At 52.1% G+C, this 18424-nt stretch carries 19 protein-coding genes; 2 read left to right on the forward strand and 17 right to left on the reverse strand.

What is annotated here, in order from left to right; all coding sequences use genetic code 11:
• Positions 1–7 precede the first annotated feature (7 nt).
• The 15 genes from JK216_RS11400 to yceD all read right to left on the reverse strand — a co-directional run bounded on the left by JK216_RS11400 (position 8) and on the right by yceD (position 11595).
• Positions 8–376, reverse strand: coding sequence for a DUF1425 domain-containing protein (locus JK216_RS11400; protein ID WP_212708739.1), 369 nt, complete (start codon positions 374–376; stop codon positions 8–10).
• A 17-nt stretch (positions 377–393) separates the two neighbouring features.
• The gene (gene hinT / locus JK216_RS11405) at positions 394–744 is read right to left on the reverse strand and encodes a purine nucleoside phosphoramidase (protein WP_212708738.1); all 351 of its coding nucleotides are present in this window, start codon (positions 742–744) and stop codon (positions 394–396) included.
• Between the two features lie 292 nt (positions 745–1036).
• On the reverse strand, positions 1037–1834 hold the full coding sequence (locus tag JK216_RS11410) for a metal-dependent hydrolase (RefSeq protein ID WP_212708737.1): 798 nt from the start codon (positions 1832–1834) through the stop codon (positions 1037–1039).
• A gap of 29 nt (positions 1835–1863) precedes the next feature.
• Complete coding sequence (holB, locus tag JK216_RS11415) at positions 1864–2844, reverse strand: DNA polymerase III subunit delta' (RefSeq protein WP_212711641.1); 981 nt, start codon at positions 2842–2844, stop codon at positions 1864–1866.
• The gene (tmk, locus tag JK216_RS11420; protein WP_212708735.1) at positions 2844–3476 is read right to left on the reverse strand and encodes a dTMP kinase; all 633 of its coding nucleotides are present in this window, start codon (positions 3474–3476) and stop codon (positions 2844–2846) included. Before tmk ends, holB begins: the two co-directional genes overlap by 1 nt.
• On the reverse strand, positions 3466–4530 hold the full coding sequence (gene mltG / locus JK216_RS11425) for an endolytic transglycosylase MltG (protein ID WP_212711642.1): 1065 nt from the start codon (positions 4528–4530) through the stop codon (positions 3466–3468). The genes tmk and mltG overlap by 11 nt, the downstream gene beginning before the upstream one ends.
• Positions 4531–4532: 2 nt before the next feature.
• Positions 4533–5342 (reverse strand): aminodeoxychorismate lyase, encoded by an 810-nt coding sequence (gene pabC, locus JK216_RS11430; protein WP_212711643.1) that lies wholly within the window; start codon positions 5340–5342, stop codon positions 4533–4535.
• A gap of 110 nt (positions 5343–5452) precedes the next feature.
• Entirely contained in the window at positions 5453–6694 is a 1242-nt protein-coding gene (gene fabF / locus JK216_RS11435) for a beta-ketoacyl-ACP synthase II (RefSeq protein WP_212708732.1), read from the reverse strand.
• A gap of 88 nt (positions 6695–6782) precedes the next feature.
• On the reverse strand, positions 6783–7019 hold the full coding sequence (acpP, locus tag JK216_RS11440) for an acyl carrier protein (RefSeq protein ID WP_028685983.1): 237 nt from the start codon (positions 7017–7019) through the stop codon (positions 6783–6785).
• Between the two features lie 153 nt (positions 7020–7172).
• Entirely contained in the window at positions 7173–7907 is a 735-nt protein-coding gene (gene fabG / locus JK216_RS11445) for a 3-oxoacyl-ACP reductase FabG (protein ID WP_212708731.1), read from the reverse strand.
• Positions 7908–7917: 10 nt separating this feature from the next.
• Positions 7918–8850, reverse strand: coding sequence for an ACP S-malonyltransferase (gene fabD / locus JK216_RS11450; protein WP_212711644.1), 933 nt, complete (start codon positions 8848–8850; stop codon positions 7918–7920).
• A 16-nt stretch (positions 8851–8866) separates the two neighbouring features.
• Positions 8867–9820 carry a beta-ketoacyl-ACP synthase III gene (locus tag JK216_RS11455; RefSeq protein ID WP_212708729.1) on the reverse strand — a complete coding sequence of 318 codons (954 nt, stop codon included), beginning with the start codon at positions 9818–9820 and terminating at the stop codon, positions 8867–8869.
• Positions 9821–10861: a phosphate acyltransferase PlsX gene (gene plsX, locus JK216_RS11460; RefSeq protein WP_212708728.1), complete on the reverse strand. Its 1041-nt coding sequence runs from the start codon at positions 10859–10861 to the stop codon at positions 9821–9823. It abuts the gene before it with no gap.
• Between the two features lie 27 nt (positions 10862–10888).
• On the reverse strand, positions 10889–11059 hold the full coding sequence (rpmF, locus tag JK216_RS11465) for a 50S ribosomal protein L32 (RefSeq protein ID WP_025901766.1): 171 nt from the start codon (positions 11057–11059) through the stop codon (positions 10889–10891).
• Between the two features lie 14 nt (positions 11060–11073).
• Positions 11074–11595, reverse strand: a complete 522-nt coding sequence (yceD, locus tag JK216_RS11470) for a 23S rRNA accumulation protein YceD (RefSeq protein ID WP_212708727.1) — start codon at positions 11593–11595, stop codon at positions 11074–11076.
• Positions 11596–11736: 141 nt separating this feature from the next.
• Between yceD and JK216_RS11475 the strand changes: the two genes are divergently transcribed.
• Complete coding sequence (locus JK216_RS11475; RefSeq protein WP_212711645.1) at positions 11737–12327, forward strand: nucleoside triphosphate pyrophosphatase; 591 nt, start codon at positions 11737–11739, stop codon at positions 12325–12327.
• A gap of 77 nt (positions 12328–12404) precedes the next feature.
• Here the strand turns inward: JK216_RS11475 and rluC are convergent, their stop codons facing one another.
• Entirely contained in the window at positions 12405–13361 is a 957-nt protein-coding gene (gene rluC, locus JK216_RS11480; protein WP_212711646.1) for a 23S rRNA pseudouridine(955/2504/2580) synthase RluC, read from the reverse strand.
• A 562-nt stretch (positions 13362–13923) separates the two neighbouring features.
• Here rluC and rne point away from each other — a divergent pair.
• Entirely contained in the window at positions 13924–17325 is a 3402-nt protein-coding gene (rne, locus tag JK216_RS11485) for a ribonuclease E (RefSeq protein WP_212715381.1), read from the forward strand.
• Between the two features lie 114 nt (positions 17326–17439).
• Here rne and flgL read toward each other — a convergent pair whose 3' ends face one another.
• Positions 17440–18402, reverse strand: a complete 963-nt coding sequence (gene flgL / locus JK216_RS11490; RefSeq protein WP_212708723.1) for a flagellar hook-associated protein FlgL — start codon at positions 18400–18402, stop codon at positions 17440–17442.
• Between the last annotated feature and the right edge of the window lie 22 nt (positions 18403–18424).

Below are 18424 nucleotides of genomic sequence, written 5' to 3' on the forward strand. Positions count from 1 at the left end.
AACATCCTCAGAGATAAAGGGACACACGTACCTGACTTGCACTCAGATTTCCTGACCAGGACACTGCCTCACGGCTCTGGTGTGCAGGCACAACCACGGTTTCAGCTGTCTGTTCCGGCAGAATTTCCAGTCCTTTGTCATCATACCAAAAATAACGATAGTGCAGCGTTACCGGGACGTCACGATCATTATACAAAATAACGGTGGCTTTTTGCTGACCACTGTCACTTCTGACCACCGGTCCGTCGGTAGTAATACCGGCAGACAACACATCGGATTCCATGACCAGAGGCTGTGAAATACTGATCTGTGGCTGGCTGCTGCTACAGGCGGACAGTAACAACAACAAAGGAATAGACAATACAGCAAGGCGCATCTGAGCTCTCCGCAACATTACCGGGATAACATCGGCCCCAGCGCACGGCCACCGACCAGATGCATATGGATATGATAAACTTCCTGCCCGCCATGCCGGTTGCAGTTAATGATTAAACGATAACCGTCTTCATCAATACCTTCCTGCTTGGCAATCTTCGCTGCCACTGTCATCATCCTGCCCAGTGCCGGTTCATGTTCGGCACTCAGGTCGTTAACCGTGGGGATTAACTGGTTAGGGATAATCAGAATATGGGCAGGTGCCTGTGGCGAAATATCACGAAATGCTGTGACCAGTTCGTCCTGGTAGACGATATCTGCAGGGATTTCCCGACGGATGATTTTACTGAAAATAGTTTCTTCGGCCATACGCTAAATTCCTGATTGTTTTTGGTGCCGTATCAGACTGCGGGTTCGCGGCTTAACCATAAGGTGCCACAGAATCCGGGATAAGTAATTGTGTGACTTTACATTATTCATTCAGCAGAAGGCCATCAAAATGTGATGACCTGACTGCCGGCCCGGGCTTTTCTGGTGCTTTATCCCGGGTCACGGGGGATGTTATCTTCGGCCCGGCCTGTGCCGGCGACGATTTCCCCCCCTGAACCGCCGGATTATTTCCGCACACAGCATCCCTGCGGTTTCCGGCCGCGCTTAAACATCAGGCACCCAGTTGTTCCATCGGAATATGAAATAGTTGACAGAAGTTAGCGGTGGTCTGTTGTGCCAGGGTTTCAATATCGACCCCTTTCAGTTCCGCAATAAAATCGGCGACATCGCGGGTAAATGCCGGCTGATTTTGTTTGCCGCGGTGCGGTACAGGGGCAAGGTAAGGCGAATCCGTCTCAACCAGAATCCGGTCCAGTGGCACATAACGCGCAGCTTCACGTAACTGTTCCGCATTGCGGAAAGTCACAATCCCGGAAAATGAAATAAAGAAGCCCATATCCAGTAATCTGGCTGCAGTTTCTTTGTCTTCCGTGAAGCAATGCAGCACACCGCCACACTCTTCGACTTTTTCTTCACGTAACAGCGCCAGGGTATCTTCCCGCGCATCACGGGTATGAACGATAACCGGTTTATTTAACTGCCGGCCAACGCGGATATGCTGCCGGAAAGACTGCTGCTGTTGCTGCTGCTGTGCAGCTTCTTTCTGGTAAAAATAGTCCAGTCCGGTTTCCCCGAGTGCCACAACACGCGGGTCAGATGCCAGTTCCAGCAACGTTGCCTGTTCATAAGGCTGTTCCATATTTAACGGATGTACGCCGCATGACAGCGCTATCTCCGGGCGATCACTGACCAGTGCTTTTAGCCCGCTAAAACCCTGCAGAGTCGTTGCCACGGCCAGCATAAACCGGACATCACGCCCGGCGGCTTTATTGATAACATCGTCCAGATTACGGTGCTCATTTTCATAATCCAGACAATCAAGGTGACAATGGGAATCGACTAAAAACATAATTTACTCTCTGCTTATTCAAAACTCAGTCAGCCCGCCCGGAACATCTGTTCCCAGTCGAGCAAAGCTTCGGTGACTAACAATTCATGATTTACGGCGGGGGTTTCCAGGAGATGGTGACGGCACTGCATCCACCGTGAAAGGCTTTGATGTAAGGCCGGTAAGCTGATTATTTCTGCCAGCCTGGCGACCAGTGGCTGTTGATCAATATTGGTTATCCAGCGCAGGTTCTGTTGGTGATATTTCACACTGTCCAGCAGCAGTGCCATCAGCCAGTGGATCCGTAACGCCACGTCCTCATGGTTTAGCAGCGGCAGTAATGCCAGGCAGTTATCCGGCAGTGAAGTCCCCAGCCCCTGGCACAATTTACTGCGTTGCTCCCACTGATTTCCGGTAAACATCTCCAGAGCCGCCGCAGGGGCACCCCCCGCCAACCGTAAGGCTGTCAGCAAATTATCCTGCGGTTGTGAAGTTTGCGCAGCCAGCCATTGCAGACTGTGCTGTTCAGCGGGCACCGGTAGCGTCAGGGTCATACATCGGCTGCGCAGCGTGGCCGGTAATGCTGAAGGCTGCCGGGAACACAGGAAAAACCAGCAATCCTCCGGCGGCTCTTCCAGTGTTTTCAACAGGGCATTGGCTGCGGCTTCGGTCAGTTGTTCGGCATACGGAATATAAATAACCTTTGCGCCTCCCTGCTGAGCAAAATGATAAAGCTTATCCGTCACCTGGCGGATAGCGTCCACCCCCAGGGAAGACTTACCTTTCTCGGCAGTTAACGAATACCAGTCAGGGTGATTATGAGCAGTCATTAACTGACAGCCGTGGCACTGACCACAGCTTTTTACACCTGCCGGCTGGCTGCACATCAGCCAGCGAGAAACGCCCCATACCAGCGCGCTGTCACCCATTCCCGGCAAGGCCTGAATCAGCAGCGCATGATGTCCGCGGCCAGCCTGGTGCTGACTGATGATATTTTTATAAGTGCTGTTCAGCCACGGATACCATTCCATCAGCGGTTTTCCGCCAGCCAGCGACCGAGAGTTTCCGTCAGCGCCGCACTGACCTGTTGTGGTGTGCCGTTGGCATCAATCGTCAGGATTGTCGAATCTTCAGCGGCAATTTGCAGATAACGGGCACGGGTACGATGGAAAAAATCCAGTGACTCCTGTTCAATACGATCAAGCTCGCCACGACTGCGGGCACGGGCCAGACCCGTCTCCGGCGCAACATCAAGATACAGGGTAAGATCAGGTTTAAAATCACCCAGTACCGCCTGACGTAACGTATTCATCAGCTGGTCATCAAAGCCGCGCCCGCCCCCCTGATAAGCGCGTGAAGAGAGATCATGCCGGTCGCCTATCACCCATGCCCCGCGGCTGAGTGCCGGTTTGATCACTGTGTCGACTAACTGAACTCTGGCGGCGTACAGCATCAGTAATTCGGCTTTGTCCGTGACCTGCTCACCACTGACGCCCTGTTTTATCAGGGTCCGCAGTTTTTCAGCCAGCGGCGTACCGCCCGGCTCTCGGGTAAATACGACATCAGTAATCCCCTGTTGTTGCAGGACCTCCAGCAGTCGTTCACGGGCGGTGGTTTTCCCCGCTCCTTCCAGCCCTTCAATAACAATAAATTTACTTTTCATTGGTCGTTTTCTTTTCCTGTACTTCCCTGGCCTGACGGCTGTCTGGCGCTTTATCTTGCAGGGTGCGCCACGCCTGTACTGCACGGTTATGGGCAGCCAGCGTACTACTGAAGGTATGCCCGCCACTGCCATTGGCTACAAAATACAAATAGTTACTGGTAACCGGATGCGCGGCAGCCAGTAATGATGCTTTACCGGGGATAGCAATCGGCCCCGGCGGCAGTGCCGGGATCACATATGTATTATAAGCCGTGGGGGTTTCAAGATCCTTGCGAGTCAGTGTTCCGCGATAAAGATCACCCATACCATAAATCACCGTCGGGTCAGTCTGTAATTTCATTCCCAGCCGCAGGCGGTTAACGAACACAGACGCGATTTTTTCCCGCTCATCGCTTAATGCTGTCTCTTTTTCGATAATTGAAGCCATCGTCAGCAGCTGATTCTTGTCCTTGTAAGGCAGATCCGTCGCACGACTTTCCCATACCTGATCAACCAGTTTTACCATCCGCTGATGAGCACGGGTCAGTAAAGAAATATCGCTCATATGGGCGGTATACAGGTAAGTATCCGGATAAAACCAGCCTTCAGGATCTTTCTCCGGCAATTTCAGGGCTGCAGCCACGCTGGAAAGCTGGTCATCAGTCAGTTCATGGCGCAGGTAAGGGGCATTGCGCAGCACGTTCAGCCATTCACTCAGCCGCTGACCATCAATAAAACGAACCGGAAATTGTGCTTCCTTACCGCTGGCCAGTAGCTCGAGTAATCCGCGGACCGTCATTCCCGGTTCCAGCCGGTAGGTACCGGCTTTAAAGCTGGCCAGCTGCGGTTCGGCTTTCAGTAACCAGCTAAACCAGACGCTGTCACGCATAATATGTTGTTGCTGTAACTGCTGTTCCAGCCCCAGCCGTCCGGTACCCGCAGGCAGGGTATAAATCGTTTGCTGTGAAATCAGCAGCGGTGATTCTGCCAGTTGCCGGGTCTTCCAGAGCCCTCCGCCAATGACAGCAGCGCTGATAACCGCTAAAGACAGTATAAATTTTATTTTTTTCTGCATGCTTAACCTGGTGTGTTACAGATGTCTGAAAGTCTGCGCGTCAGTGCCCCGGCATGATAAGTACGGTCATCAATCCTGATAACCGGAACCACCGGCATTAACGAATTACAGATAAATATTTCGTCAGCAGCCTGCAATATGCTGGTATCTTCGGCTACCGTCTGACAAGCATATCCCTGCTCTGCCAGAATACGAATAAGATAACGCCGCATTGTACCGTCCACACCGGCAGCGTCCACCCGCGGGGTAAATAATTCTTCGCCACAGCGCCAGAAAATATTGGCCGTACAGCATTCAACAATCCTTCCCTGATAATCCAGCACCAGTGCTTCATCGACACCGGCACGGTCAATAAACTGGCGGATCATTACCTGCTCCAGACGGTTAAGATGTTTAATACCAGCCAGTGCCGGATTAAGTCCTAAACGTAACGGCGAAGTCGCCAGCGTAATGCCATTAATACGCCAGTCGTCATAATGCAGCGGGTAATCAGTCACAGAAATAATACGTCGTGGCTGCTGACAGCCGGCAGCAGAATACCCCCGCCCGCCCGACCCCCGGCTGATAACAACTTTCAGCACAGCGCGTTTTTTATCCCGCGCCAGCACCGACATTTCCTGTGCCATTTGCTGCCAGTCTGTGCAGGGAATAGCCAGCCGTTCACAGGCCTCACGCAGTCTTTGCAGGTGATCCCCGAGGCGCAGCACCTGACCATGGCTGATCAGTGCCGTAGTAAAACAGCCGTCACCGAACTGTAGCCCGCGGTCATTTGCCGGTACGCTGTCAGATTGCGTACCATTAATCAGCATCATCTTCCTCTCCTTATGCTTAGCGGCCGCCGGGGGATGACTGAACAGATTACCCCGTCCCACACGGGTAAAAAAAAGGCCCGCTTAGCGGGCCTGACTGAATAACCGACGGATCAGATTTTACGGAAAATCACCGAGCCGTTGGTGCCACCGAAACCGAATGAATTACATAATACGTATTCCATTCCCTTCACCTGGCGGGCAGTATGAGGCACGAAGTCCAGATCGCAGCCTTCATCCGGATTATCCAGATTGATGGTCGGTGGTATTGCCTGATCCCGCAAAGCAAGGACCGAGAAAATTGATTCCACAGCCCCGGCGGCACCCAACAGGTGACCAGTCATCGACTTAGTGGAACTTACCATCACATTGTCAGCCACGGAACCAAACACTGACTTCACAGCCTGAGCTTCAGCTTTATCACCTGCCGGGGTAGAAGTACCGTGTGCATTGATATAACTAATCTGCTCTGCTGCCAGTCCGGCATCACGCAAGGCATTAACCATTGCCTGAGCAGCCCCGGCACCGTTTTCCGGTGGTGAAGTCATGTGGTAGGCATCGCTGCTCATACCAAAACCAACTAATTCAGCATAGATTTTTGCGCCACGCTTTTTCGCATGTTCGTACTCTTCAAGCACCACGATCCCGGCGCCATCACCCAGTACAAAACCGTCACGACCTTTATCCCACGGGCGGCTTGCACCCTGCGGGTCATCGTTACGGGTCGAAAGCGCCCTGGCAGCACCAAAGCCACCGACACCCAGCGGGGTACTGGCTTTTTCTGCGCCGCCCGCCAGCATGACATCTGCATCATCATAGGCAATCATTCGGGCCGCATGACCAATATTGTGCACCCCTGAAGTACAGGCAGTGGCAATACTGATACTCGGACCTTTCAGGCCATACATAATGGTCAGATGTCCGGCCACCATATTTACAATGGTCGACGGGACGAAAAAAGGACTAATTTTACGCGGACCGCCTTTGGCTAACGAAGCATAGTTGTCTTCAATTAAGCCCAGACCGCCAATACCGGAACCGATAGCTGCGCCGATACGCGGGGCATTTTCTTCAGTGACAACCAGACCTGAGTCCTGCATCGCCTGAGCGCCCGCCGCTATTCCATACTGAATGAAGATATCCATTTTGCGTTGTTCTTTACGCGAGATGATATCGTCACAATTAAAATCTTTGACCAGACCGGCAAACTGTGTTGCATAGGCACTGGCATCAAAGTGGTCAATCATGCTGATGCCGCTCTGACCGGCAAGGAGAGCACTCCAGGTAGACTCTACGGTATTGCCGACAGGAGACAGCATGCCAAGACCAGTCACAACTACACGACGCTTAGACACGTTACTCCTCCAGGGAGGGGGATAAAAACAACACTAAGTGGGGCGGACATAAAACTCAGGCGGTCGAATGACCGCCTGATAATATTCATTAGCCCTGGTGGCTATTGATGTAGTCGATCGCTGCCTGAACGGTAGTGATTTTTTCAGCTTCTTCGTCTGGAATCTCAGTATCAAACTCTTCTTCCAGAGCCATCACCAGCTCAACGGTGTCAAGAGAATCGGCACCCAGGTCTTCTACGAAAGAAGCAGAGTTGATCACTTCATCTTCTTTAACACCCAGCTGCTCAGCAATGATTTTCTTAACGCGTTGTTCGATATCGCTCATACTATTTAATTTCCTATCAAAACTCGCTTTCGCGACGGTTTTCGTAGTGTATAAAATGTTGAAAAAGATGCAACTAAAACCAGTCTGGTCTAACCACGATTTGCTATATTTTGCATTTTATTGCACAAAAAAAGCAAATAAATTTCGCAGTTATCAGACCATGTACATTCCGCCATTGACATGGAGGGTTTCACCAGTGATGTAACCCGCCTCATCAGAGGACAAAAATGCAACCGCATTAGCAATATCCCCGGGGCCACCCAGACGGCCCGCAGGAACTTCTGCTAATATACCGGCACGCTGCTCTTCATTTAGTGCTCGCGTCATGTCCGTCTCAATAAAGCCCGGAGCCACAACGTTTACCGTAATACCACGTGACGCAACTTCGCGCGCCAGTGATTTGCTAAAACCAATCAAACCCGCTTTTGCTGCCGCGTAGTTTGCCTGGCCCGCATTACCCATTGTTCCAACAACTGAACCAATGGTAATGATCCTTCCGCTGCGTTTTTTCATCATAGCACGCAATACGGCTTTAGACAGTCTGAACACAGAGGTCAGATTAGTCTCCATGATATCCTGCCATTCGTCATCTTTCATACGCATTAACAGATTATCACGGGTAACCCCGGCATTATTCACCAAAATATCAATTTCGCCAAATTCTGCACGGATGTTTTTTAATACTGACTCGACAGAATCGACATCAGTCACGTTCAGGGCCATACCCTTACCGTGGGTTCCGAGATAAGCACTGATATCAGCAGCACCTTTATCACTGGTGGCGGTACCGATAACTGTTGCACCATGGGCAGCCAGTTTCTCAGCGATTGCTTTACCAATTCCACGGCTCGCACCGGTGACCAGCGCAATTTTACCATTGAAGTCCATGATTATCCTCTTATTCTTGTGTCAGGGCCGCATTTAACGACGCTGCATCATTCACTGCTACCGCAGTCAATGAGTCGGCAATGCGCTTAGTCAGCCCGGTCAGTACTTTACCAGGCCCCGCTTCCACCAACTGGCTGACGCCACGGGAAGCAATAAATTGCACGCTCTCGGTCCAGCGGACCGGGCTGTAAAGCTGACGAACCAGCGCATCACGGATAGCCGCTGGTTGTTGTTCACATTGTACATCGACATTATTAACTACCGGCAGTTGCGGGGTATTAAATGTCAGTTCTTCCAGCGCAACTGCCAGTTTATCGGCGGCCGGCTTCATTAGAGCACAGTGTGACGGTACGCTGACCGGCAGGGGCAGTGCACGTTTTGCACCGGCAGCTTTACAGGCAGCACCGGCACGTTCAACCGCTTCTTTATTACCGGCAATAACTACCTGGCCGGGTGAATTAAAGTTTACCGGAGAAACAACCTGGCCCTGAGCACTTTCTTCACAGGCTTTACGGATAGCATCATCATCCAGGCCAATGATCGCCTGCATGGCGCCGGTTCCCTCAGGAACGGCTTCCTGCATCAGTTTACCGCGTAATTCGACCAGACGTACGGCGTCAGCAAAATCCAGCACGCCGGCACAGACCAGTGCGGAATATTCACCCAGGCTGTGTCCTGCCAGCAGTTCAGGTGTTTTACCGCCCTGCTGTATCCAGACACGATAAATAGCCACTGACGCGGCCAGCAATGCCGGCTGTGTCTGCCAGGTTTTATTCAGTTCCTCAGCAGGTCCCTGCTGGACCAATTGCCATAAGTCATAACCCAGTGCAGCGGAGGCCTCAGCAAACGTCTCCTGCACTAACGGAAAGTGTTCCGCCAGGTCAGCCAGCATGCCAACGGTCTGTGAACCCTGACCAGGGAATACAATTGCAAATTGTGTCATTTCCAGTTCCTGTCAATCAAAAACGAACTAACGCCGAACCCCAGGTGAAACCACCACCAAAAGCTTCCAGCAGCACTAAGTGTCCTGGCTGAATACGGCCATCACGTACTGCTTCATCCAGGGCTGTCGGTACTGATGCCGCTGAGGTATTTCCGTGACGATCCAGCGTAACAACCACTTTATCCATACCCATCCCCAGCTTTCTGGCGGTGGCATTGATGATCCGTAAATTCGCCTGATGTGGCACCAGCCAGTCAAGTTCCTGACGGTCAATATTATTCGCCGTCAGCGTTTCATCAACAATATGGGCCAGTTCAGTCACTGCCACTTTAAAAACTTCGTTACCGGCCATGGTGAGATAAGCTGCACTTTCCTGATGAGCACGATCCTGGTAAGGCAGGCTCAGCAACTGTCCATAACTTCCGTCGGCATGCAGATGGGTAGAAATAATCCCCGGTTGCTCGCTTTGTCCGATAACCACTGCCCCCGCGCCGTCACCGAATAAAATCAGTGTGCCGCGGTCTTCCGGATCAAGGGTGCGAGACAGGGTATCAGACCCGATCACCAGCGCATGTCTGACCGCTCCACTTTTAACATATTGATCAGCAACGCTCAGTGCGTAGGTAAACCCCGCACAAGCCGCAGCCAGATCAAATGCAGCACAGTCTTTAATACCCAGCTGTTGCTGGATCATACAGGCTGAGCTTGGGAACGCATGTGAGGAAGACGTCGTTGCGACAATAATCAGACCGATGTCTGTCGCCGCAATACCTGCCATCTCCAGTGCATTTTTCGCCGCAGTGAATCCCATGGTGGCAACTGTTTCATCCGCTGCCGCAATACGACGCTGATGAATGCCTGTCCGGGTGACAATCCACTCGTCGGAGGTGTCTACCATTTTTTCCAGATCGGCATTACTGCGGATCTGTTCAGGCAGATAGCTGCCGGTACCAATTATTTTGCTAAACATCTAGGCTATGTCACTCCTGGCTAGTACTGTATCAAGCCGAACCGAAATTTTTTCAGGGATATTACGGACTACCGCCTGAATCGCGTGTTCGATGGCAACTGCGAAGGCTCGCTCACTTGCGGCACCATGACTCTTAATGACAATTCCCGGCAATCCCAGCAGGGATGCACCGTTATACTGATCGGGGTCGATTTCGCCAAAACGCTTCATCAGACGTCCTTTCATACTGCGAACAACCAGGTGACGCCACCATGATCGCTTCATTGTCTTTTCCGGCCCTGTCATCAGGTTCAGAAATGTGTTTATAACGCCTTCCATGGTTTTTAATGAGACATTTCCTGCGAAGCCATCACAGACTAATACATCTGTCTTACCGGTCAGTAAGTCACTGCCTTCAAGGAACCCCGTGTAATTTATCTGTTCAGTGGATTGCAATATTTTTGCAGCATCACGAACATGTTCCGGGCCTTTACAGGCTTCCTGACCAATGTTGAGTAAAGCAACACGGGGGGCGGATATTCCCAGCACTTCTTCCGCCATCACCGCACCCATTAACGCAAACTGCACTAACATTGTAGTGTCAGCGCTGGCATTTGCACCTAAATCAAGTAACAAAGTATGCCCGCGATGAATATGGGGTACCGCTGAAACCAGTGCCGGACGTTTAATACCGTCCAGCGGTCGTAACAATAATGTCGCCAGCCCCATCAGCACACCGGTATTACCGGCGCTCACGCAGGCCGATGCGCGGCCTTCTTTTAACAGTTCGAGGGCAATCCGCATCGAAGAACCCTGGCTATGACGAATCGCCCCGGAAGGCACTGCATCACTGGCAATAACTGACTCAGCAGGAATAATGGTTACCCGCTTATATAATGAGGAGTCCGCTCTGGCTAGTAATGGCTGAATTTCGTCGGGATAGCCGACTAAAAGAAGTTCAAGTTGCGAATGTGAGGCCAGTGCCTGCAATGCAGCAGGCACCGTCACGGAGGGACCGAAATCCCCGCCCATAGCATCAACTGCCAGGGTCAAACGTGTCAAAGTAACGCCTTGCGTCGCAGCAAGAAATTACTTAGTAATGACCTTACGACCACGGTAGTAACCGTCGGCAGTCATGTGGTGACGCAGATGAGTTTCACCAGAAACTTTATCTACTGACAGGGTGGTCGTGGTCAGCGCATCGTGAGAACGGCGCATACCACGCTTAGAACGGGTGGGTTTATTCTGTTGTACGGCCATGGACCTTACTCCTATTACTTACGCTTTAAACTGGCTAATACGGCAAACGGGTTTGGTTTCTCGGCCTCTGCAGGCAGTTCACCAAACACCATATCCGCGTCGGACACTTCACAGTGTTCAGAATCATGCACCGGAACGACAGGTAACGCGAGGATAATTTCATCCTCAATTACTGCAAGCAAATCAACTTCGCCATACTCATCGACTTCAACTGGCTCGTAACCTTCCGGTAGCGCCTCCGCCTGCTCGTCATTACGCACAGGACTGAAGATATAGCTTACGTGTACAGCATGCGGGAAAGGCTGATTGCAACGCTGACAGCGCAGGGTGACCTGAACACTGGCCGTCCCCTTCAGCACCGCAAGGCGCTGACTGTCAATTGCAAACGACATTTCACATTCTACATCACTGTCCACACTCACAACTGAGGCCGCAATCCGTTCTGTAAGCTCAGGAGTATACACACCATGATAATCAAGGCGTTTCTGGGCAGAACGAAGCAGATCCAGTGTCAGGGGTAATTTTACCTTTTGCATAGGGCGCGCATATTAACTTTGTAATCTCAGAGAGTCAAAGAAAAAGGCCGGATTACGGCATCTTTCACCCAATATTCGCATCTGTAGCGGGGGATAGTTTAAAATGACTGCGTTCAATTCGCTATAGATTATGAAAAAAATATGAAACAACATTTACTACTGGCATCATCTTCTCCGTTTCGCCAGTCACTGCTTTCCAGACTGAAGCTGCCCTTCGATGCGGTTGCCCCGGAAATTGATGAATCGGCCCTGCCCGCCGAAACCGCGGCGCAACTGGTGGTCAGACTGGCAAAACAGAAAGCACTGGCACTGGCCGGACAGTACCCGCACAGCTTAATTATCGGTTCGGATCAGGTATGTGTACTGAACAACTGCTTAACAGGTAAGCCTCATACGATGGCGCGCGCGCGACAGCAGTTACGTGCGGCCAGTGGCAACCGGGTGGTGTTTTATACCGGTCTGGCGCTGTACTGTGCCCGCCGTCAGAAATTCTGGTCCTGCTGCGAAACGTTCGACGTCAGCTTTCGTCACTTATCGGACCAGGAAATCAACGCATACCTGGAAAAAGAGCGGCCTCTCAATTGCGCCGGCAGTTTTAAATCTGAGGGGCTGGGCATTACGCTGTTTGAATCATTGCAGGGCCGTGACCCGAATACACTGGTTGGTCTGCCGTTAATTGCTCTGTGTGATTTCCTGCGGGAAGCCGGTGCTGACCCGCTGATCGACGACTGAATCACCGGCCAGTCGCGGATAAAGGGGGGAGTCACTGCGGCACTCCCCCCCGGCGCTGTTTCTGTCAGCCGCCAGGATCAGCTTTTTTGCTGACGAAGACGGGTCAGGCAACGACGCAGTTTCTCATCCATCGGTGCCTCCAGACGCAGCGTTTCTCCGGTGCCGGGATGGGTAAAGGTGATCGCCGCAGCATGCAGAAATAACCGGTCCAGTCCGCTGCCGGTCAGTTGCTGATCAAACGCCCTGTCACCATAACGGTCATCAAAAGCAATCGGATGGTCGGCATGCAGGGTGTGCACACGTATCTGATGGGTGCGGCCCGTGACAGGACTGGCTTTGACCAGGCTGGCAAAGGCATAGCGTTCTTCAACTTTGAAGCGGGTTTCTGATGGCTTACCCTCGGCACTGACCCGCACTACCCGCTCACCGCTTTGTAAAATATTTTTCAGTAATGGTGCTTTGACTGATTTAACGTGCGATGGCCACTGGCCCCGGACCAGAGCCAGATAGTCTTTCTGCATCCCTTTTTCACGTAACTGTTCATGCAGTGAGCGCAGAGCAGACCGCTTTTTGGCAACCAGCAAGACTCCCGAAGTATCCCTGTCCAGACGGTGTACCAGTTCGAGAAAGCGGGCTTCAGGTCGTAATGCTCTCAGCCCCTCAATAACACCAAAGCTCAGGCCGCTGCCACCATGCACCGCGGTACCGGAAGGCTTGTTAAGCACCAGGATGGCATCATCTTCATAGATAACCGCCCGTTCCAGTTCAGCCACTTTGTCCAGTTTCGGTGAAACTTCTGCCACTTCACGTTCAGAAACACGCACCGGCGGGACACGGATTTCATCGCCGTCCAGCAGTTTATATTCGGGTTTAATGCGTTTCTTATTTACCCGCACCTCGCCCTTACGCAAAATACGGTAAATCATGCTCTTCGGCACACCTTTCAGGAAGGTGCGCAAAAAGTTATCAATACGTTGTCCGGCGTTTTCCGCCGTGATGGCGACAAACTGTACGCCGGGATTCTCATTTTTCATGGCGCTGATTGTAATAGAGAGTTATCACCCGGTGCCACCTATTTGTCATTTCCCCTGCCTCTTACTGGTGGCGAAGCCAGCAAAGCGCAGTCTTTTTAAACAATCTCTGGTGGTGGTCATCCGGAAGATCAAATAAATAACAAATAAAGTGATCGTAGCAGTGAAAGTCACCTTGCTATATTAAGGCGAGCAATGGAATAATGCTCGGGTATCTTTGCCGGGAACGCCCGGGACAAGATCGTGTAACAAGAATTTTTGCCGGATTAAACAGACACGCAGCAATGGCATAAGACGTAATGTTATATCAGGCACATAGCGGGCTGCGGGTTGTAGCCTGGACGTAGTGGGGTGTTCATATCACTGCCTTTATAGTGGGTTTCTCCTCATCTGGTCGCGGTTTCGTTTTGAAATCTCACCTCCGACATTTTTTGCGCTCCTTTAGCGATCGACAGCCGTGAGGCTGACGTGATTGCAATAAGCCACGGAGCCATCGGTTAATCGTCGTCCAGGGCAATGATGCCCGCAGCTGAGTCACTTATGAAAAAATGACGAGTACCTATAAATGAAAAGAATGTTAATTAACGCAACTCAGCAGGAAGAGTTGCGCGTCGCCCTTGTAGATGGACAGCGTCTGTATGATTTGGATATTGAAAGTCCCGGTCATGAACAGAAAAAAGCAAATATTTATAAAGGTAAAATCACCCGTATTGAACCAAGCCTCGAAGCTGCTTTTGTTGATTACGGTGCCGAAAGACACGGTTTCCTCCCTCTGAAAGAAATCTCCCGCGAATACTTCCCTGCTAATTATTCCATGCATGGCCGCCCTAATATCAAAGAGGTATTACGTGAAGGTCAGGAAGTTATCGTACAGATAGATAAAGAAGAGCGCGGAAATAAAGGTGCAGCACTGACCACGTTTATCAGCCTGGCCGGCAGCTATCTGGTATTAATGCCAAACAACCCTCGGGCAGGCGGTATTTCACGCCGCATCGAAGGGGATGACCGCACAGAGCTGAAAGAAGCACTCTCTTCCCTGCAGTTACCGGAAGGTATGGGGCTGATTGTCCGTACCGCCGGGGTAGGTAAATCTGCCGAAGCTTTACAATGGGATCTTAGCTTTCGCCTGAAACACTGGGAAGCTATCCGCAAAGCGGCTGAAAACCGCCCTGCCCCTTTCCTGATCCATCAGGAAAGTAATGTGATTGTCCGCGCTTTCCGCGATTACCTGCGTCAGGACATTGGCGAAATTCTGATTGATAACCCGAAAGTTCTGGAACTGGCCCGCCAGCATATTGCTGCCCTGGGACGCCCTGACTTTACCAGTAAGATTAAACTGTACACCGGTGAAATCCCGCTGTTCAGCCATTATCAGATTGAGTCACAGATTGAGTCTGCCTTCCAGCGTGAAGTGCGTTTGCCATCCGGCGGCTCGATTGTTATTGACAGCACCGAAGCCCTGACAGCCATTGATATTAACTCCGCACGGGCCACCCGTGGCGGTGATATCGAAGAAACAGCCTTTAATACCAACCTGGAAGCGGCCGATGAGATAGCCCGCCAGTTACGTCTGCGTGACCTCGGTGGCCTGATTGTTATCGACTTTATCGATATGACTCCGGTACGTCACCAGCGTGCGGTGGAAAACCGTCTGCGTGAAGCCGTCCGTCAGGACCGTGCGCGGATACAAATCAGCCATATTTCACGGTTTGGCCTGTTGGAAATGTCCCGTCAGCGCCTCAGCCCTTCCCTTGGCGAGTCAAGCCATCATGTCTGCCCGCGTTGCAGCGGCACAGGCACAATCCGTGATAATGAATCACTGTCGCTATCGATTCTGCGTCTGATTGAAGAAGAAGCGCTGAAAGAAAATACCAAAGAAGTACATGCCATTGTTCCGGTGCAGATTGCCTCGTACCTTCTGAACGAGAAACGTGAAGCCGTCAACGCCATCGAAACACGCCAGGGCGGCGTGCGTGCCATCATCGTTCCTGATGATCGTATGGAGACACCACACTACTCGGTATTACGTGTGCGCAAAGGCGAAGAAACCAAGACACTCAGCTATCATCTGCCGAAGATGCATGAGATTGAAATGGCGACGATTTCTGACGAAGAACCGGCAGAACGCCGCCGTCCGGAACAGCCGGCACTGGCAGCATTTGCGATTGCTGAAGCACCGCCAGCGACCAGTGAAGCCACTGCCACTGCAGTTTCTGTCACTCCGGCGGACGCGACAGCCCCGGCCGCCAAAGGCAACTGCTTCTTTAGCCGTTTAGTCAGCGGTATTAAGAATCTGTTCGGCAGCAACAGCCAGCAGGCTGTTACTGAGACCGCAGAAAAGACCGAAGCACCAGCCCGTTCACGGGAAAACGGGACGGCGGGTAACCGTAATGAACGTTCCAATAACCGCCGGAATAATCGTAACGAGCGTAATAACCGCAACGAGCGTAATGACCGTAACGAGCGTAATGACCGCAACGAGCGTAATGACCGTAACGAGCGTAATGACCGCAACGAGCGTAATGACCGCAATGAGCGTAATGACCGCAATGAGCGTAATGACCGCAATGAGCGTAATGACCGCAATGAGCGTAATGACCGCAACGAGCGTAATGGCCGCAACGAGCGTAATGACCGCAACGAGCGTAATGACCGTAACGAGCGTAACGAGCGTAATACCGAAAATGGTAATGCACAGGAAAATCGTCGCAATAATCGCCGTAATTCTGCCGGTGCGGAAAACCGTGAAGAGACCCGGGCAACACGTCAGCATACGCCTCTGACCGAGGAAGCCCGTCAGCAACGTGAACAGCAACGCCGCGAACAACGGGCTGAGCGTCAGCGTCGCCGTCAGGAGGAGCGTCGTCAGCAACAGGAAGAAACTGTTGCTGAACAACCTGTCGCGCTACAGGAAGCACCAGCCAGTAGTGTTGCAGCAGAAGAAGAACAGACCCGCACCAGTGTGCGCCGTAAACAGCGGACTCTGACACAAAAAATCCGCTATGGTGAAGAGGCTGTGGCTGAGCAGATCACTGCTGAACCTGCGATTACAGAAGCTCCGGTGGCCCGTGATGAAGCGGTGGTCAGTGAAACAACCCGTGAAGAATATCAGGATAACCGTGACAGTAACGGTAATATCCCGCGCCGTTCACGCCGTTCACCTCGCCACCTGCGGGTTAGCGGACAGCGTCGTCGTCGTTATCGTGACGAACGTTATCCGCAGCAGTCCTCGATGCCTCTGGAAACCGCAGCTGCTTCGCCGGAGATGGCTTCCGGTAAAGTATGGGTCCGTTACCCTGCGCCGGTCACCCGTGCGGAAGACGGATATCAGCAACCTGAGTTCCACGAACAGCAGCCACAGACTGTAGCTGAACCAGCTGAGCACCGGGAAGTTCCCCCGGTTGCGGAAGTCCCGTCTCAGCCGGAAAATACACTGCTGGCCGAAAACGCTCTGAGTACCCATGTTCAGCAGGCTATCGCCGGGCCGGTAGCGACAGACACCCCAGTTGTCGCAGAGCCACAAACTACCGTGGCTGACACCACCGAAGCGGTTGCAGAAGCAGTAGCTGACACCACCGACACGGTTGCAGAAGCACAGCCAGCCGAACCGGTCAACGCTGCAGAAGAGACTGCGGGCAGTGAAGCTGTTGCACCGGCTGAAATCATCGCCGAAGCGCCGGTTGCTGCGGTCGCGGAAACTGAGGCTGCAACAGACACTCTGTCTGACACGGAATCAGTACCCCCGGCTAAAGACAGTGCAGAGAACGTGACTACCGCTTCCGCGTACCAGCGCTTCCATGCAACCGCGCCCATGACCCGGGCACCGGCACCGGAGTGGGTTTCTGAGCCTGTGAGACACAGTGACTGGGTACGTAATGTTTACGTCTTTGCAGGTAAAGGTGCGGCCGGAGGACACACAGCCACTCACCAGGCCACCGCACCGGTGACTAAAACCTCAGAACTGTGAGCTGACATTTGCTTCCGGGCAATAAATTGCCCGGAGAAATAGTCCGCAATACCAGACTCCATAAAAAAACCTGACCGTTTCTGGTCAGGTTTTTTTATACCCGCACGACGCTGATTAACTGTTCATCCGGAACAGAGAAAGCTGCGACATTTCACTGAACACTTTATAACTGGCCTGTAGTGCCGTTTCCTGCATCACATAATCAGAAATCGAACGGGTAATATCAGCATCAGTTAACTGGCTCATCTGGTCACTCAGTATTACCTGCCGGTCCTGTCCCTGGTTATTGAGGGTATCCAGTTCTGCCAGTTCTGTGCCGGTTTCTGAACGTACCTTCAGGACATTATTCAGAGCATTATTTAACCCGCGATTGGCTTTTTCCATACTGTCAGAGAACTGCTGCATGGTGCTGTCATCCGCCCCTTTTTGCGGGACTTTCAGTGCACTGATCGCTGAATCCAGCATAGCGAACACACTGGTTTCACTGGCCGAACCGTCTGGTTCCGGTGTCGCATTATCTGTCAGAGACATAAATACACTGTCCCCCGTATGGGCGATTGTCATTGTGCGCTGACCACTGACCTGCTGGCTGATTGCCTGTTCTCCCCCCTGATACAGCACCCCGTTACTGCCACTGATAAACGGAGGCTGCCCGGTTTTATATCCGGCAAAAATATAACGCCCGTTACTGTCCTGGCTGTTCGCCAGATTCACCAGTTGGTCACGAATCCCCTGTAACTGGGTGGCAATTGATGCGCGGTCATCATCATTCAGGGTGCCGGTTGACCCGTACACCACCTGAGTCAGAGCCGACTGAATGCTGCTGCTGACACTGCCGAGGATATTATCTTCATACGTCAGAGACTGGCTGGCAAATGACTGGGCCAGACCGTACTGGGCATCTTTATTCTGTGTCTGGGACAGATTAACAGCCTGTGCTGCTGCAATCGGATCGTCAGACGGTCTTGTGACCCGTTTTCCGCTGGATACCCGCATTCCGCTGGCCAGCCAGCGGTTCTGAGCATTACTGATCCCATTAATTTGTTGAGAAAAAATTAAACCGGTACTCAGCCTCATATTCTGTCTCCCCCGCCGCTGA

The sequence above is a fragment of the Tatumella sp. JGM94 genome (assembly GCF_018257595.1).
GTDB classification, from domain to species: domain Bacteria; phylum Pseudomonadota; class Gammaproteobacteria; order Enterobacterales; family Enterobacteriaceae; genus Tatumella; species Tatumella punctata.

Excerpts from the sequence above, each read along its gene's own strand:
- JK216_RS11400 (WP_212708739.1), bottom strand. The coding sequence starts at position 376 with ATGCGCCTTGCTGTATTGTCTATTCCTTTGTTGTTGTTACTGTCCGCC.
- hinT (WP_212708738.1), bottom strand. The coding sequence starts at position 744 with ATGGCCGAAGAAACTATTTTCAGTAAAATCATCCGTCGGGAAATCCCT.
- JK216_RS11410 (WP_212708737.1), bottom strand. The coding sequence starts at position 1,834 with ATGTTTTTAGTCGATTCCCATTGTCACCTTGATTGTCTGGATTATGAA.
- holB (WP_212711641.1), bottom strand. The coding sequence starts at position 2,844 with ATGGAATGGTATCCGTGGCTGAACAGCACTTATAAAAATATCATCAGT.
- tmk (WP_212708735.1), bottom strand. The coding sequence starts at position 3,476 with ATGAAAAGTAAATTTATTGTTATTGAAGGGCTGGAAGGAGCGGGGAAA.
- mltG (WP_212711642.1), bottom strand. The coding sequence starts at position 4,530 with ATGCAGAAAAAAATAAAATTTATACTGTCTTTAGCGGTTATCAGCGCT.
- pabC (WP_212711643.1), bottom strand. The coding sequence starts at position 5,342 with ATGATGCTGATTAATGGTACGCAATCTGACAGCGTACCGGCAAATGAC.
- acpP (WP_028685983.1), bottom strand. The coding sequence starts at position 7,019 with ATGAGCGATATCGAACAACGCGTTAAGAAAATCATTGCTGAGCAGCTG.
- fabG (WP_212708731.1), bottom strand. The coding sequence starts at position 7,907 with ATGGACTTCAATGGTAAAATTGCGCTGGTCACCGGTGCGAGCCGTGGA.
- fabD (WP_212711644.1), bottom strand. The coding sequence starts at position 8,850 with ATGACACAATTTGCAATTGTATTCCCTGGTCAGGGTTCACAGACCGTT.
- JK216_RS11455 (WP_212708729.1), bottom strand. The coding sequence starts at position 9,820 with ATGTTTAGCAAAATAATTGGTACCGGCAGCTATCTGCCTGAACAGATC.
- rpmF (WP_025901766.1), bottom strand. The coding sequence starts at position 11,059 with ATGGCCGTACAACAGAATAAACCCACCCGTTCTAAGCGTGGTATGCGC.
- yceD (WP_212708727.1), bottom strand. The coding sequence starts at position 11,595 with ATGCAAAAGGTAAAATTACCCCTGACACTGGATCTGCTTCGTTCTGCC.
- JK216_RS11475 (WP_212711645.1), top strand. The coding sequence starts at position 11,737 with ATGAAACAACATTTACTACTGGCATCATCTTCTCCGTTTCGCCAGTCA.
- rluC (WP_212711646.1), bottom strand. The coding sequence starts at position 13,361 with ATGAAAAATGAGAATCCCGGCGTACAGTTTGTCGCCATCACGGCGGAA.
- rne (WP_212715381.1), top strand. The coding sequence starts at position 13,924 with ATGAAAAGAATGTTAATTAACGCAACTCAGCAGGAAGAGTTGCGCGTC.
- flgL (WP_212708723.1), bottom strand. The coding sequence starts at position 18,402 with ATGAGGCTGAGTACCGGTTTAATTTTTTCTCAACAAATTAATGGGATC.